The organism is Aeromonas sp. 2HA2 (assembly GCF_029237345.1).
GTDB classification, from domain to species: domain Bacteria; phylum Pseudomonadota; class Gammaproteobacteria; order Enterobacterales; family Aeromonadaceae; genus Aeromonas; species Aeromonas salmonicida.
Genome location: NZ_JAACGB010000003.1, coordinates 227135 through 243048 on the forward strand (window position 1 = coordinate 227135; position 15914 = coordinate 243048).

General features: G+C 61.3%; 12 protein-coding genes and 1 pseudogene. 3 read left to right on the forward strand and 10 right to left on the reverse strand.

Annotated features, from left to right (window positions below; genetic code table 11):
- The first annotated feature begins 291 nt into the window (after positions 1-291).
- The gene (locus GWQ29_RS07320) at positions 292-957 is read left to right on the forward strand and encodes a transporter substrate-binding domain-containing protein (protein WP_258394180.1); all 666 of its coding nucleotides are present in this window, start codon (positions 292-294) and stop codon (positions 955-957) included.
- Between the two features lie 64 nt (positions 958-1021).
- On the opposite strand, the gene GWQ29_RS07325 is transcribed toward GWQ29_RS07320, so the two are convergent.
- Entirely contained in the window at positions 1022-2188 is a 1167-nt protein-coding gene (locus GWQ29_RS07325; RefSeq protein WP_275919103.1) for a glycosyltransferase family 9 protein, read from the reverse strand.
- Positions 2189-2403: 215 nt separating this feature from the next.
- Complete coding sequence (locus GWQ29_RS07330; RefSeq protein ID WP_275919104.1) at positions 2404-4335, reverse strand: amidohydrolase family protein; 1932 nt, start codon at positions 4333-4335, stop codon at positions 2404-2406.
- Positions 4336-4514: 179 nt separating this feature from the next.
- Between GWQ29_RS07330 and GWQ29_RS07335 the strand changes: the two genes are divergently transcribed.
- Positions 4515-5195, forward strand: coding sequence for a TetR/AcrR family transcriptional regulator (locus GWQ29_RS07335; protein ID WP_265421417.1), 681 nt, complete (start codon positions 4515-4517; stop codon positions 5193-5195).
- A gap of 79 nt (positions 5196-5274) precedes the next feature.
- On the opposite strand, the gene GWQ29_RS07340 is transcribed toward GWQ29_RS07335, so the two are convergent.
- The 3 genes from GWQ29_RS07340 to GWQ29_RS07350 all read right to left on the reverse strand — a co-directional run bounded on the left by GWQ29_RS07340 (position 5275) and on the right by GWQ29_RS07350 (position 8342).
- On the reverse strand, positions 5275-6528 hold the full coding sequence (locus GWQ29_RS07340; RefSeq protein WP_021138237.1) for a D-amino acid dehydrogenase: 1254 nt from the start codon (positions 6526-6528) through the stop codon (positions 5275-5277).
- Between the two features lie 150 nt (positions 6529-6678).
- Positions 6679-8199: a cryptochrome/photolyase family protein gene (locus GWQ29_RS07345; protein WP_275919105.1), complete on the reverse strand. Its 1521-nt coding sequence runs from the start codon at positions 8197-8199 to the stop codon at positions 6679-6681.
- Entirely contained in the window at positions 8199-8342 is a 144-nt protein-coding gene (locus GWQ29_RS07350; protein ID WP_265462882.1) for a DUF2256 domain-containing protein, read from the reverse strand. Before GWQ29_RS07350 ends, GWQ29_RS07345 begins: the two co-directional genes overlap by 1 nt.
- 454 nt (positions 8343-8796) lie before the next feature.
- Here GWQ29_RS07350 and GWQ29_RS07355 point away from each other — a divergent pair.
- Positions 8797-10182: pseudogene (locus GWQ29_RS07355) on the forward strand (tryptophanase).
- Between the two features lie 97 nt (positions 10183-10279).
- Here the strand turns inward: GWQ29_RS07355 and pbpG are convergent.
- The 5 genes from pbpG to nrfE all read right to left on the reverse strand — a co-directional run bounded on the left by pbpG (position 10280) and on the right by nrfE (position 15904).
- Entirely contained in the window at positions 10280-11200 is a 921-nt protein-coding gene (gene pbpG, locus GWQ29_RS07360) for a D-alanyl-D-alanine endopeptidase (protein WP_005310945.1), read from the reverse strand.
- Between the two features lie 416 nt (positions 11201-11616).
- Positions 11617-12072, reverse strand: coding sequence for an NUDIX domain-containing protein (locus GWQ29_RS07365; protein ID WP_275919106.1), 456 nt, complete (start codon positions 12070-12072; stop codon positions 11617-11619).
- A 123-nt stretch (positions 12073-12195) separates the two neighbouring features.
- On the reverse strand, positions 12196-13386 hold the full coding sequence (gene nrfF, locus GWQ29_RS07370) for a heme lyase NrfEFG subunit NrfF (protein ID WP_275919107.1): 1191 nt from the start codon (positions 13384-13386) through the stop codon (positions 12196-12198).
- Positions 13383-13952 (reverse strand): DsbE family thiol:disulfide interchange protein, encoded by a 570-nt coding sequence (locus tag GWQ29_RS07375; protein WP_275919108.1) that lies wholly within the window; start codon positions 13950-13952, stop codon positions 13383-13385. Before GWQ29_RS07375 ends, nrfF begins: the two co-directional genes overlap by 4 nt.
- On the reverse strand, positions 13949-15904 hold the full coding sequence (nrfE, locus tag GWQ29_RS07380; protein WP_275919109.1) for a heme lyase NrfEFG subunit NrfE: 1956 nt from the start codon (positions 15902-15904) through the stop codon (positions 13949-13951). Before nrfE ends, GWQ29_RS07375 begins: the two co-directional genes overlap by 4 nt.
- Positions 15905-15914: the final 10 nt, after the last annotated feature.

Consider the following 15914-nt stretch of genomic DNA (forward strand, 5'->3'; position numbering starts at 1 on the left):
TGCAAATCAGAGTGGGAATCTAGAGTGGAAATCTAGAGTGAAAATCTAGCGTGCAGACCAAAGAACAGCGCTGCACATAACAAAAGAGAACGGGCATAACGAAAGAGGGAAGGCGCAAGCCTTCCCTCTGTTTTTGTTGCCGCTTGCCCGCACCCGACCTGCTTGCACTAGGCTCAGGTCAGGCTGATGTCGATGGGGCTGGAAAAGATGAAACCAGGAGTCTGGATCGGTTGTCTATGGGCGCTGTTGTTGACGACCTGCTCGCTGGCAGCACCTGTCCCTGTGCTCAAAATGGTCTATTTCGATGATTTTGCCCCCTACTCCTGGCGGGACGAGCAGGGCAAGATGCGGGGCATCATGGTGGATGTGATGGACAGGGTCGCCAGCGAACTGGATATCAAGGTGAGCCACGAGGGGTATCCCTGGCTACGGGCCCAGAAACTGGTTCGTGCCGGTCAAGCCGACGGCTTCGTCACCGTGCCGACCCTGGAGCGACGGGGTTATACCCGGATAGTCGAGGAGCCGGTCGCCTTCTCTGCACTGACGGTGTTCACCGAGGCAGGACACCCTGGGATGGTGCAGATCCAGCAGGCAAAATCCCTGGCCGATCTCAAAGGGTTTACCATTCTCGACTATATCGGCAATGGCTGGGGCAAGGAGAATCTGGTGGGATTCAAGGTCCATCTGACCATGAATGTGGATAACGTCTTCAAGATGCTCTCGGCCGGTCGGGGCGATCTGATGTTCACCGACTCCATAGTGGCCAACTTCAAGCTCAGCCAGCTGGGGCTGACCGGGCAGATAGTCGAGGTGCCGCTCCAGCTGGGATTGACCCCGCTGACCCTCTGCATCGCCAACACGTCTCCTTTCCACCGCCGGGCCGCCGAGTTCTCCCGCGTCCTGGTCATGCTGCGCCAGAGTGGCCAGCTGGCCCTCATCGAAGCCCGCTATCGATAAGGCATCATAGCGGGGGATACCCCGTCGAGTCATTGTTTCTCTTCATGTTCTCCGGGTCCTGGCGTTAAAACGGCTGGCTTTGGCCGCCCGTTTTAACGCCAAGGGGCAACCCGGTACCGTCAAGCAAGAGAGCCCTGGATGCTTGCTGGTACTGCACGTGGGAGAGAGGGGCTTGCCGCTCCCTAGGTGTTTGCTGGCGCGCCAGCGTCTCGGCAAGCCAGTGGGCATCGAGGGCAATGGCGTTACGATCGTTGACGACCAGGTTGCGGTGCTGGACCCCGAGGCAGCCGTAGCGCGCGGGATCTGTCTGGGTAAAGAGCCCGAGGCAGGGCACACCGCTGGCGGCAGCCAGATGAAGGGGGCCAGTGTCGCAGCTGACAAAGAGGGTGAGGCCGCCGGTGAAGCGGGTCAGTTCGCTTAAGGTGTGAAGGGATACCTGCATGTCGCCAAGCTGGGGTAGAGGGGAGGCAGGATCCGTGAGCTGGATCAGCAGGGCATCCGGGCTGTGGTGGCGCAGATCCCCGAGCAGCCGCTGCCATTGGGGAAGGGAGAGCCCCTTGCCCTTGCGTGCGCCGGTGAAAAAGCCGATGAGGGGGCGGCCGGGATGAGCCTGTGCCAGCGCGGTCAGGTGGGGGCAGGCGGCATGTAGCTGGCTACCCAGTTCAATCTGATCGGCCTGGCTGGCGTGCATGCCCAGCAGCTGCAGCGGTTGGTGAGCGTAGTGGCAGTGAGTGTCGGGCGCGATCAGCCGGTCAAACAGCACATCGCCCCTGGCATCGTCAAAACCCACCTTCTCGCTGGCCCGTACCCAGGCGGCGATCAGGTGATCCGTGCTGGAGGCAAAGGGCACATAGACACTGTCATAGTGTTGGCGACGCAGATGCCACAACCGGGGCAGTGCCGGGATAAGGTGCTTGCCCTGCAACCTGATCTGATGGATGCGCTGCAACTGCTTGTCGCCAAGCAAGGGAAGCAGTTGTCCACCGCTGCACACCAGTTCTATCTCGGCAAAAGGATGGGCGCGGCGTACCTGTTGCAAAAACGGCAGCAGGAACAGATTGTTGCCGATCCGGTTGGTGCTGCGGATGATGAGGATCCGTTGGGGTGGCTGGTTTGAGGCCGGCAGCTTGCCTCGTCTGGCAAGCCAGGCGAGGAGGGATCGCTCAAGCCCGGCCGTCCAGCAACGGCGCTGACCGTCGAAACGACGCAGGGCATCTCTGAGGGTGCTCATACAGGGTGGCTCCGTTCATGACAATGGCTGCAAGGTGACAGGGGATCCTTAAGCCAGTGTTAAGAGAGGAGGAAAAGAGGAAGAAAAAGGGCGGTATCTCGCGAGCCAAAGAGAGGTTCATCTGACGCAATAAAAAGAGCAGCCTGGGCTGCTCCTGCTTTCTGGCGTTGGAAAGGCCTGCCGCCTGCATGGTTCACGGCAGGGGTCTTGATGGCTCAGCGAGAGTAGACGGTTTCCCCCTTGAAGACAGTCAGCTCGACCTCGGTCTCGGCTATCCTGGCCGGTGTTCCGGCCTCGACCAGGGCGAACAGATCCCTGTCCAGCACGATGAAATCGGCGGACTTGCCTGTCTCGATGGATCCTGTGACGGCTTGCTGGCGTACTGCCTTGGCCCCATTGATGGTATAGGCCGCCAGTATTTCGGCGAGGGAGGTGCGCTGATGGGGGCGGTAATCCTCGCCATCGCCCGCCGCTTTGGCGATCCCGGCTGCCATGTTGACGAAGGGGCGGGGGTCCCGGCTGTCCACAGGTGCATCGCTGCCTGCCACCAGGATGGCGCCCGCCTTGCGAGCATTCTCGACCGGATAGAGCGCATCGTGCAGGTAGCCGAGGGGGTCATACAGTGCCTCGCTCAAGGATTGTCCTGCTCTGGTCGGCTGGATGAAGGGGGTGACCAGCATGTCATAGGCTATCTGGGGCGTGGTCCAGGCGTAGGTGAAGGTGAGATACAGCCCCAGCTCCCCCAGCCTTTTCTGATCGTCAGGGTGCACCACCTGCAGGTGGGCCAGGGTATGGGGGATCCCCTTGTCACCATTGCTGGTACGGGCGGCCTGCAAGGCATCCAGTCCGACCCGGGTACTGCGATCGCCGATGCTGTGCATATGAATGCTGAAACCCGCGTTATCGAGGGCGGTGACATAGTCCTTGAGGTCGGCATCCCGGTAATTGACGATGCCATTGCTGCCAGCATCCTCGCTGTTGGCGGTGATGGTCACCTGCTCGGTGGCAAGATCCATGGTCAGATGGGGATGCTGGTAGTTTTCCAGCATGCCTGCATTGGGCAGAAAGGGCGGTGTGGTGAAGGGATCTCCTTCCAGCACGCCATCGAGGAAGATCTTGACCGCATCGGCCTTGATCAGCGGATTGTCGGCAAAGGCGCTCCTGACCTGGCTGGCCTTGGCGAGGTGGCCGGCAATATCCAGCTTTCCGCTGTAGTCATCCTGGTGAAAACAGGTGGCGGCAGTGACGCGCATGTGCAGCAATCCACGTTTCTGCATGTTGAGCAGGCGCTGGCGGATGAAATCGGTGGCGCAGGCATCCTGGATCCCGGTTATGCCACGGGAGGCCATCAAGGAAGAGACCGCAGGCAATATCTTGTCATACTCTGCTGCCGCCTGTTCATCGCTGGCGTTGAGCACTGTGGTTTCCGGCACCGGAATGGCGCTGCGAGCCCCCTCCCTGATCACGCCACTGGTCAGGTCAACGTAGGGCTGAAAATGTGCAAACACGCCCCCCGGTGCCAGGGTCACATCGTTGAAACCCACTGTATTGCCATCCTGATCCTGCGCACTGGCCAGCGCTTGCGAGTTGTAGGCACTGGCATGACCATCGACTCCAAAGAGCACCACCGGATTGTCTGGCGCCGCGACATCCAGCGCGGCCAGCAGGGTGGCATGGGTCGCCGTCGGCGTATTGCCGTCGTAGGGCGACCACTGATTGACCACCAGCCAGCTTCCCTTGCCCGGGGCATAACGGGGCAGACATGTTTTTATCTTGTCCGCCAGCTGATCCAGCGTGACGCTCTGACCATCGAGATCGCACATATCCAGTGCCACTGTGCCGAGCAGATGGATATGGTTGTCGTGCAGACCGGGCAATACCATCCGGCCTTTCAGATCCACCGACTGACTGCCGACCGTCTGATAGGCCTTGGCCCCTTGCAGTGTGCCCACATAGAGAAACTTGCCATCGGCAACCACCATGGCCTCGGCGACCCTGCGTTGCCCATCCTGAGTGTGGATCTTGCCGTTGAGATAGAGGGTGCGTTCTGCTGCTGGCTCCGTGCTCTCCTGGTTGCAGCCGGTCAGCAGTCCGGCCATCAGCAGCAGCGCCGCGCTCAGTGTAAAACTTTGTTGCTTGCCATCCATATGCGATTTTTCTCCCTGGTTAGAATGCAGTTTTTACTGCAAATATGAGCACCTCTGTTTATTGCAGCTTCCGGGATAAATGCCAGTAATTACTGAAAATATTCTTTTTGACTTATATTTTCCTTGTTTCATCATGCAGTTATAAAACCATGCTTGGTGACCAAGGTGAGGGAGTACCCATGTCAGAACCGCCATTGCCCACCGATCTCTGTATGCGGCGCCAGCCCAGGCAGCAGCGCAGTCAGGAGACGGTGACCCGGATAGAGCAGGCCACCCTGGCGCTGTTGCAGGAGCAGGGATTTCTGGCAATCAATACCAACGCCATAGCGGCGCGAGCCGGGGTAGGGATCAAGTCGCTCTATCATCTCTTTCCCAACAAGGAGGCCATCATCTGCCGGTTGGCCATGGACTGGCTGGCGGCCGTATGCGCGGCGCAGGAAGTGATCCGCCAGGAGGCCAGCAGCTGGCCACAAACCTTGCAACTGCTGGATCAGGCGCTGGATGAGCTGGATACCCGCTTCGTCGGCTATGGCGCCTTGTGGCAAGCGATGGACCTGGTACCGGCACTGCATGAGCTGGAGCGTGAGCATGAACGAGGTCAGGTGGCATTCTGGTCCGAGCGGCTGAGCCATTTCGGTTGCCGTTGGCCCGAGCCCGAATTGACCGCTCTGGTGCGATACCTCTACCGGACGGCAGATGTGGTGAAGCAGTGTGCCAAGGAGCAGGGAAGAGAGGGGCCGCAGATGTGGCTATTGCATCGCCAGTGGCTGGAACAGCTGGTGGCGACGGCCATTGCCGAGCCAGACCCCGCCAGGGTGTGGCAGGCCATGCCGGGTTTGATGGTCAAGGCTGCTGACTGATAGTGGCTAAATGCAAAGAGGGAGTGACCATGCACTCCCTCTTTTGTGTGTCTGGCCGACGGTCGTGACGGACGCAGGGTTACCCGTAGCGGGCCAGGGTCAGCCCCTCGTCGCTGATGGCCGTCGAGCTGCCGCTGATCAGATCGCTCAGCAGCTGACCCGAGCCGGCTGCCATGGTCCAGCCCAGGGTGCCGTGGCCTGTATTGAGCCAGAGTCCGGGCACCGGGCTTGGCCCCACCAGGGGAGTGCCGTCCGGTGTCATGGGTCGCAGTCCTGTCCAGAACTCGGCGCGGCTGATATCGCCCCCTTCTGGGAAAAGATCCCCCACCACCATGGCCAGGGTGTCATAACGCTTGGGATTGAGTGCCAGGTTGAAGCCCGACAGCTCCGCCATGCCACCGACCCGGATCCGCTCGTTAAAGCGGGTGATGGCCACCTTGTAGGTTTCATCCAGCACTGTACTGCGGGGCGCCGCATCGGCATCTGTCATGGGCAGGGTCAGGGAGTAACCTTTGACCGGATAGACGGGCAGATCGATCCCAAGCGGACGAAGGAAGCCGGTAGCATAGCTGCCCAGCGCGCAGACGATGGCATCGGCCTTGAAACGCTGCTCACCGGCTCGTACCGCCACGGCGCGCCCCAAAGAGAGCTCAATCTCGTCGATGGCGCAGTTGAAGACAAATTCCACCCCGAGTTTTTGCGCCTCGGCGGCCAGTGCCTTGGTGAAGCGGAAACAGTCGCCGGTTTCATCTCCCGGCAGGCGCAGGCCGCCTACTATCTTGCCACGTACCCGTGCCAATGCCGGTTCAACCCCTTCACAACCACTGGCATCCAGTGACTGATAGGGGACGCCATACTCTTCCAGCACCTCGATATCCCGTTTGCTGGCATCGAGCTGGATCTCGCTTCGAAACAGCTGCAAGGTGCCGAGCTGGCGTCCTTCGTAGTCCAGTGCCAGCTCGTCTCGCAGCGTCTTCATGCAGTCGCGGCTGTATTCGGCGAGGCGCACCATGCGGCCCTTGTTGGTGGCATAGGCCGCCGGGGTGCAGTTGGCGAACATCTTCAGCATCCAGCGCAGCTGGAAAGGATCCGAGGTCGGGCGCACCGTGAAAGGCGCATGCTTTTGCAGCAGCCATTTGGCGGCCTTGAGGGGAATGCCGGGCGCCGCCCAGGGTGCCGCATAGCCGGGGGAGATCTGGCCGGCGTTGGCATGGCTGGTCTCCAGCGCCACCCCGTCCCGTCGCTCCAGCAGGGTCACCTTGTGGCCCGCTTTGGCCAGATACCAGGCGCTGGTCACACCGACCACGCCACCACCGAGTACCACTATGTCCATCTTGTCTCTCCTTGACTGGGGCCATCACCATAATCAGCCGCCACAGGATATTCAACGGGTATAGATATAATCGGAATATACATCTGGTTACAATTATTTAACTGGTTTTCAATGTCGGAATCGACTGGTTTGGTGGCATTAACTGTGGCATCAAAGCTGCTCGATATGGATCAGATGATGGGCCGCGGTTGTCAGGATGGCCTGCTGCTGCACTTCCGTTTGACCATCCCAGTTGGCATAAGGGAGGGCGAGGCGAGGATTGTTGCCAAGCTTGTCCCGATTGCGCCATAAAAAGTGCCAGTAGAGGCTGTTGAACGGGCAACTGGTGTCACCGCTGCGGGCCTTGACGTCATAGTGACACCCTTTGCAGTAGTGACCCATCCGATCCAGATAAGCGCCGCTGCTGGCGTAGGGCTTGCTGCCCATCAGGCCTCCATCGGCAAACTGGCTCATGCCTCGGGTGTTGGGCAGCTCCACCCACTCGATGGCATCCACGTAGATCCCCAAATACCACTCATCGACCTCGTCCGGATTGATCCCCGCCAGCAGGGCAAAGTTGCCTGTCACCATGAGCCGCTGGATATGGTGGGCGTAGCCGTGTTCCAGAGATTGCCGGATAGCGTGCCCCACGCAGGCCATGTTTGTTTCGCCGCTCCAGAAAAAGCCGGGCAGCGGCCGGTTGGCCCCCATAAAATTGGTGCGTTGATACTCGGGCATCTTTTCCCAGTAGAGGGCGCGGACAAACTCGCGCCAGCCGAGGATCTGGCGGATAAACCCTTCGACCTGTGCCAGCGAGATGGTGGCCTGATTGGCCTGCCAGTGGGTTTCGGCCGCACGGATCACCTCGAGGGGATGGAGCATCTTGCTGTTCAGGGAGAACGACAAGCGGCTGTGAAACAGGCTCCAGCCCCGCTCGCTCAGGGCATCCTGATAGCGGCCAAAGTGTGGCAGGCAGTGGGTCAGAAAGTGATCGAGCAGTTCGCGGCTCTGGCGTCGGGTGATGGGCCAGGGGAGGGCGCTGGCATCGGCCGAGCCCAGGGTGTTCACCCCGTGATGCAACAGCATGGCATCGATATCCTGCACATCGTTGGCAAACAAGAGCGGGGCCGGGATGGGCTGGCGCTCGGGCAGTTTGGCCCGGTTTTCGCTGTCAAAGTTCCAGCGCCCGCCAAGGGGCTTGCCCCCTTCATCGAGCAACACACCATATTGCTTGCGCAGAGCGCGGTAGAAGAACTCCATCCGGCTGTGGGGATAGCGCTGCCAGCCATCCCTCGGTGTGAGGAAATGTTCGCTGTCGACCTGATGGGCAGGCATGGCGATCCCCGCGGCCCACTGTTCAAGCTGCGTGGCCAGCCTCCACTCATCCGGGTTCTGCCAGGCAAAGCGGCTGGCTTGGTGGTGGATAATCTGGGCATCGAGCAGGGCCGGCAGGTTCGGCCAGTGCCTGGTTTCATCCAGGGTGAGATAGCAGACTCTGTGACCCGCCTTGGTGAGGGCCGCGGCGAAGGCGCGCATGGCGGCGAAAAAGGCCAGCACCTTCTGACGATGGTGGCGGCAGTAGTCGGTCTCCTGGCGCAGCTCCGCCAGCAGATAGCAGACGTCGGGATCCGGGGTACGAAACCAGCTGTGACTGGCGTTGAGTTGATCGCCGAGGATTAAACGCAGTTCCATCAGGTCTTGGCTCCTTTCTGGTGGCGACAGCGCTCGCTGCAATAGCGAACCTCCTGCCAGTTGCGGGCCCACTTGCGTCGCCAGGCGAAAGGCCGCAGGCAGACGGGGCATATTTTCTCGGGCAGATGGGGTTTGCGATGCATGATGGCTTCCGGGCCTTGGGTAATGACTGATATGGGTTGCACGTAGGGAGCTTAACGAACAAGGAGGGTGGGCGGATCATCTACAACCCTGGCTTGCCGCACGCATGCGTACTTTGTGAGCAGGCGCACAGCGCGTCAGCGTACCCGTTGTCTACGGGTTAACCAGCCGTTAACGTGGCGAGGCTGCCAGTTGGCAGCACTGCTTGGCAATCAAGATGGTTTGCCACCGACACAGTTTGCAACCAATACGGAGGGGAGTGATGCCTGTCATGACAGCTAGGCCCCGGGCAGCTTGCCTGCTCGCCCACTGGTATACCCGAGATCCCATTCTCACCTTCGATTTTCCTCACCGCTGACACCCGGCCATGCCTGGCGCGAGCGCAGCTCGCCTCTGACAACCTCTTGAACTTCAATGTGTCTGCAACACTGGCCTCGCGCCGGTGAGGAGTCTTATATGCGTCGTATACCCGAACCCTTTCGTATCAAGATGGTCGAGCCCATCAAACAGACCACTGGCGCCGAGCGCCGCGCCGCCCTTGAGGCCGCTGGCTGGAATCCCTTCCTGCTGCTGGCCGAAGATGTCTATATCGATCTGCTGACCGACAGCGGCACGGGCGCCATGTCCGATCGCCAGTGGGCCGGCATCATGATGGGGGATGAAGCCTATGCGGGCAGCCGCAACTTCGTCGAGCTGGAGCGTACCGTGCGCGAGTTGTTTGGCTACCAGCATGTGATGCCCACCCACCAGGGGCGAGGGGCCGAGCAGATCCTCTTTCCCGAGCTGGTCAAGCGTTGCAAGGGCAAGGCGCCGGTCTTCATCTCCAACTACCACTTCGACACCACCAAGGCCCATGTAGAGTTGGCGGGCGCGCGGGCCATCAACCTGCTCACACCGAAGGCCCTCGACACCACGGCCCCTTATGCCTGGAAAGGGGATTTCGATCTCGGTCGCCTGACCGACACCATAGAGACGCTGGGGGCTGACAACGTGGCCGCTGTCATCATCACTGTCACCTGCAACAGTGCTGGCGGTCAGCCGGTCTCCATGGGCAATATGCAGGCTGTTTCCGAGCTTGCACGTCGTCACCATATTCCTGTGGTGATCGACGCCGCCCGCTTTGCCGAAAATGCCTGGTTTATCAAGGAGCGCGACCCGGATTACGCCAAGAGCAGCATCAAGGAGATAGTGCGCCAGATGTTTGACCTGGGGGACATGTTCACCATGTCGGCCAAAAAGGACGGGCTGGTCAATATCGGCGGTCTTTGCTGCTTCAAGGAGGATCTCGACCTGTTCCGCTCGGTGCAAGTGCGCTGCGTGGCGATGGAGGGGTTCGTTACCTACGGCGGTCTCGCCGGCCGTGACATGGCGGCGCTGGCCATCGGCCTGCGGGAAGGGATGGACGAGGAGTATCTGACCTATCGCATCGGTCAGGTGGCTTATCTCGGCGAGCGGCTGGCCGAGGCGTGAATCCCAATCCAGACGCCCACCGGCGGTCATGCGGTCTTTGTGGATGCCAAGAAGCTGCTGCCCCATATACCGGGGGAGCAGTTCCCGGCCCATGCCCTGGCCTGCGCGCTTTATCTGGAAGGGGGCGTGCGCGGGGTGGAGATAGGCTCACTGCTGCTGGGGCGCGATCCGGCCACCGGCAAGCAGGAGGCGGCGGACTTCGAGCTATTGCGTCTCACCATTCCGCGCCGTGTCTATACCCGGGATCACATGGACTATGTGGCTGATTGCCTCATAGCGGTCAAGGCGAGGGCCAGCGAGATCCGCGGTCTCACCTTCGACTATGAACCGCCGCTGCTGCGCCACTTCACAGCCCGGCTCAAGCCGGTCTAAACAGGGCCGGTTTCTTGACCGGCACCATTGGCCACGCAACAGCAAAGCCCCCGCACCAGTGGTGCGGGGGCTTTTTACATTTTGGGATGGACGCGGATTACTGGCTGCTGAACAACTTGGTCTGGGGGCTGGATTGAGCCGTCAGGCTGGTGCGCCCCGAGCTCTCCAGCCAGGACTTGATACGCTTGGCATCCGCCACCCTGGCATTGGGGGTATCGGCATTGAGCAGCACCAGGATCACCGGTTCGCGGTTGATCTGGGTTGCCATCACCAGACAGCGACCCGCCTCGCGGATGTAGCCCGTCTTGGAGAGGGTGACCAGCCAGCTGCCTTCGCGCACCAGTCGGTTGGAGTTGAGATAGTGCAGCTGGCGCTTGCCATTGCGTACCATGCGCTGCTCTGTGGCGGAGTATTGCCGGATCAGCGGGTAGGCCGAAGCGGCCGCTACCAGCTTGGCCAGATCATGGGCGCTGGAGACATTGCGCGGATTGAGGCCAGTGCTGTCTGCAAACTGGGTGCTCCACATGCCAAGCATGCTGGCCTTGGCATTCATCGCTTCGATAAAGGCGCGTTGTCCTCCCGGGTAGTGTCTTGCCAGGGCCGAGGCGGCGCGGTTTTCCGACGACATCAAGGCGATATGCAGCATGTCGGCGCGGCTGAGGCGTGAACCTACCGCCAACCGTGAACCCGTGCCCTTGAGGCGATCTACGTCGGCCATGGTAACGGTGAGCGTCTCGGAGAGACGCTGATTGGCATCGAGCACCACCAGTGCCGTCATCAATTTGGTGATGGAGGCAATCGGCATCACACGGTTGGCGTTGCGCTCGGAGAGAACCTCGCCGGTGCGCGGGTTGGCGACCACGAAGGAGGCCGAACTCAGGGCCAGATCGCTGCGTTGTTCGAGAAAGCGATTGGGGGAGGGAGATGCTGCTGAAAACGGGTTGGCCTGGACGCTCTCCATGCTGACGGGAACGAGGAAGGCACCGAGCAACAGGGTAAGAAAAGGGCGAATAATCATGATTTGACGCTTCCGTACGACTGACAGGGGTATTTGGCTAGTTATATGACGGTAATTGACGCTTCACAACGTTTAACGGCCCGATATTTCATTTTTATGGGGCCTTGCGCCTTGATATACCCACGTTCGGGGCTATATCGCGACCAGTTCCATGAAGTATCGAGCCATGTATGGGTCTGATGGTCGTCAGAACCCGCTGTCATTGTGACGTGCTATGGTGGCGCACTATATGCCTGTTATGGCCATTCGTTACCACTTTTTTGTGCCCTGGAGGGGGCTGTCGCTCCCGACAGCCTGTTTATCACCCTGGCGCCGGGTAAAACGGTACCAGCGGGCAACGCTCAACAGGCAGGCCGCTGGCGGTATCTCATCGTCGGAGTTGTGTGATGGCGCAGACGAGAAGAGCCCCTCTGCGGTTACGAAGGGATAGTCACTTTCATCAGTGCCGAGGGGCTGTTTTCGACAAAATAGTGCCAGATGTGGTTATAGAGCGCCTTCTGCCCGGGAAAGCTCACCAGCGACTTGGCTTCGGTCAGCGAACACCAGCGATATTCGGTGTGCTCGTCGTTGAGGGTGACCGCTTGATTGGGTGGGCAATAGACCACAAAGACCGGCACCACCATCACGGTATTCGAGGCCGACTCGTAAAACTGCTCAAGGTATTCGCCGCTGTATAGCGCTGTGACGGCGATGCCTGTCTCTTCACCCATCTCGCGAATAATGGTCTGCCAGCCGGTTTCACCCGCCTCAACCGTGCCCGCCACATGGCACCAGAAGCCGCCCTTGACCCGCTTCATCAGCAGTATTTTGGCCTGGCCATCGATTTCCGATAACGCCACACCGGAGACGGCGTGACAGCGAATGGGGATCATGGGGAAGGCTCCGGCGGTGGAATAAAGGGGCTCGTATTGTTTGTCCTGGATTGGTGTGATGGCAAGCCATTTCCTGTTGATATTGGCCTGGACAACAGGGTGAAGGATGGCTCCTCCAACCCGTCAGCCCCCCATCATTCTCGCCGTCTGGATCGCCTCAATCAGTGTCGCACGGTTGATACGGGGGCGCTCGCTATCCAGCAGTTGTTGCCACAGGGCGATGGCCTGGCGGTAGCGGCCGTGCAGGAAGTGATCGGAGGCGAGCAGCATCAGGGCGCTCACTTCCCCTTTATCCTGCTTGAGGGCGCTGTCGAGCAAGTGGCGAGCCTCTGGGGTGATCTGCTGGCCTGCCTGGTAGTAGCGCACAGTCGCCTGGGCGGCCAAGGTGGCGGCACTGACGCCCCCTTCAAGCAGGGCGAGGCGCTGATAGGCAAGCCAGGCGTTGTCGTATTCATCCCGATAGAGATAGAGCTGACCCAGCGCAGCCCAGCTGTCGAGGTCTTGCGGGTTGCGCTGCAGGGTTTGATGCAGATCCCCCAGCTCCTTGTCCTGCAGATCCCGCGGACTCAGCCCCGCCAGCGGATCGGGGCGTGACTGATAAGCCTGCCATGCCTGATAGCGGCCGCTGCCGGCATAAAAGGCGGCGAGCCCGCCGACCATCACGATTCCGAGCAGCAGAAGGATGCCCGTGTGCTGCGTGTGGCTGCCGGAGTTACCAGATCGGTGGGTCAGCCGCTCGCGCAGGGCCAGTTCCGCTGCCGGCGTGGCATTGTCAAGATTGGCTGCGGTCAGCTTCTGATAGAGGGGATGTTCTGGGGGAAGACAGATCTGCTCCCTGAGCATGATCAGGCGATTCAACTCACTGCGCGGGTCGGCGGATTGCCTGCTGGCAGAGCCGTTGAGCGGGATGGCCTGATCCCCTTTGGCCTTCAGACGGCGTCCCAGAGTGGTCAGCGCCAGTCCCAGCAGCAGGAGGGGACCAGCCCAGAGCAGCAGGGTGCTGGCCTTGAAGGGGGGATCGTAGCGCACGAAGTCGCCAAATCGGCTGGTCATGCGGGCAATCACCTCCTCGTCGCTCTGCCCCTCGTCCACCCAGCGGTAGACCTCGAGCCGCAGATCCCGGGCGATGGGGGAGTTGGACTCCACCAGGTTCTGGTTCTGGCACTGGGGGCAGCGCAGGGCGCGGGCGAGATCCTGGGCGCGGCTCTGTCGCTCCGGGTGCTGGAACTGATAGGTATCGACCCCGCTGGCCAGGGTGCCCACGCTCATACCGAGTACAAGCAGCAGGGTGCAGAGGATGACAGGGGTTTTCATGGTTTGCCCTCCTGCCGGGCGGGCGCGGGAGATGGCAAGGGCGCAGTGCGGGCTTGTTTGAGTTTGGGCGCAAACTGGCGCTGCCAGATATCGGCAGTCAGCTCGCCCGTGTGGCGGCTGAGCAGGGTGCCATCGGCGGCAAACAGATAAGTCTCCGGCGTGCCGTAGACGCCGAGCTCCAGCGCCAGCTTGCCGTCCGAGTCCGCCAGTACGGTGCGATAGGGGTTGCCTGCTTCACCAAGCCAGGCGCGTGCCGCTTCGTGCTTGTCTCTGTAGTTGAGCCCATAGAGGGGAACCGTGCTGGCCAGCTCGGCGAGCAGCGGGTGCTCGGCGCGGCAGTTGGGGCACCAGCTGGCCCAGACGTTGAGCACAAAGGGCTCTCCCTTGAGCTGGTCGGTGTGGACAAGCCCCCCATCCAGCAGGTTTTCGCTCTGCCACTGGGGCAGGGTACGCCCCAGGGTCGCCTCGTCCTGGCGGTATGGATTGTTGGCAAGCCCCAGCCAAAGCAGGGTGCCGAGGCCCAGGGTCAGCAGCAAGGGGATAAAAAGACGCAGGCGGGCGCTCATGATGGCTCCTGTTCGAGCTGCTTGTGCGGGACGGTGACGGAGGTTGGCTGGGTCGCCAGCAAAGGGCGGCGCCCCAGCAAACGCAGTGCTCCCCCCGCCATCATCAGCATGCCCCCCAGCCAGATCCCGCGCACCAGTGGCTTGTAGTGAAGGCGCATGGCGTAGGCGTCCGGCCCCATCTTCTCGCCGAGCACCACGTAGAGATCGCCAAACAGCCCCCACGCGATGCCCGGTTCATTCATGTTCATGGTGCGCACGCTGTAGTGGCGCCGCTCCGGCATCAGCCGCGCCACCTCCTTGGCGCCTTTGTGCACGCTCAGCGTAATGCGCTCGGCAGTGTAGTTGGGGCCGAGCATGGGCTCGCTCCCCTCATAGCGAAAGGTATAGGCGCCAAGCTGGTAGGGGCTGCCCGCTTTTAATACTGTGCCCCCCTCCTGGCTGTAGTGGCTCACCTGATTGATGCCAAGGGCACATATGGCGACTCCCAAGTGGGCGAGCACACTCCCCAGCCGGTTGGCACTCAGGCCATGGGTCTTGAATGAGAAGTTGAGCAACAGGCTTGCCACCAGCCAGAGACTCAGCACGTTGGCGACAAGGCCAACCCAACTGAGTGCGCCAAGATCGCGATACCCCAGGCTGAGCAGGCCGCCCCCGAGCAGGCCGAGCAGAGGCGGCACTATCCGCTTGATGGGGGGGCTGGCCGCAAGACATTGCCAGCGCAGGCGCGGGATCTGGGTCATCAGTGCCATCAGCACCAGGGCCAGCGGCACGAAAACAGTGTTGAAATATGGCGCCCCCACCGAGAGCGATCCCAGATGAAGCGACTGGAACACCATGGGGTAGAAGGTGCCAAGCAACACGCAGGCGCAGGCCACGCTGAGCAACAGGATGGCGGCGCCCAAGAGTCCCTCTTTTGACCAGAAGCCGAAGCGGGCGTAGGGGGCGCGGGTATCGGCCCGCAGCGCAAACAGGGTGAGCGCCGTGGTCAATAACAGGCCGAGCAGCAGCAAGAGGGTGAGGCCGCGATTGGGATCCACCGCGAAGGCGTGCACCGAGGTGAGCACGCCGGAGCGCACCACGAAGGTGCCGAGCAGGCTCAGGGCGAAGGTGAAGATGGAGAGCAGCAGCACGCCGTGGCCGTAAGCGCCGCGCTTTTCGCAGACGATGAGGGCATGAAGCAGGGCGGTGCCGAGCAACCAGGGCAGCAGGGAGGCGTTTTCCACCGGGTCCCAGAACCACCAGCCACCCCAGCCGAGCTCGTAATAGGCCCACCAGGAGCCGAGCAGGATGCCGGCGGTGAGAAACACCCAGGAGCCCAGCGCCCAGGGTCTGCTCCAGTGGGCCACTGCGCCGTCCAGCTTGCCCGAGTGCAGCGCCGCCATGGCGAAGGCGAAGTTGACCGCAAAGCCCACGTAGCCGAGATAGAGCAGGGGCGGGTGAATGATGAGGCCTATGTCCTGCAACATGGGGTTGAGATCGCGCCCCTCCAGGGGCCCAGGGAACTGCCGGTCAAATGGGCTGGAGAAGACAAGGGTATAGAGTCCAAACAGCCCCACTATCAGCCCCAAGATGGCGAGCACCCTGGCACGGATCAGCGAGTCGACCCGCTGCGAACAGAGCGCTACCAGGGCGCCCCAGAGCGCCAGCGCAAACACGAAGAAGAGCATGGAGCCTTCATGGCCGCCCCAGACCGCCGCCAGCTTGAAGCCCATGGGCAGGGCGCTGTTGGCGTGCTGGGCCACATAGACCAGGGTGAAGTCATCGAGCCCGAAGCAACTGGCGAGCAGCAGCAGGGCAGCCCCGAGCAGGGCGGTATTGATCAGCGCCAGCGGTTTGGCGCAGCCGAGCAGAGGGGGCGATGCCAGCCTCAGGCCCAGCCAGGGCAGGGTGCCTTGCACCAGAGAGAGCGCCGTTGCCAGCAACAGTGAGAGATAGCCGAACTCCGCCAGCACACAACCTCCG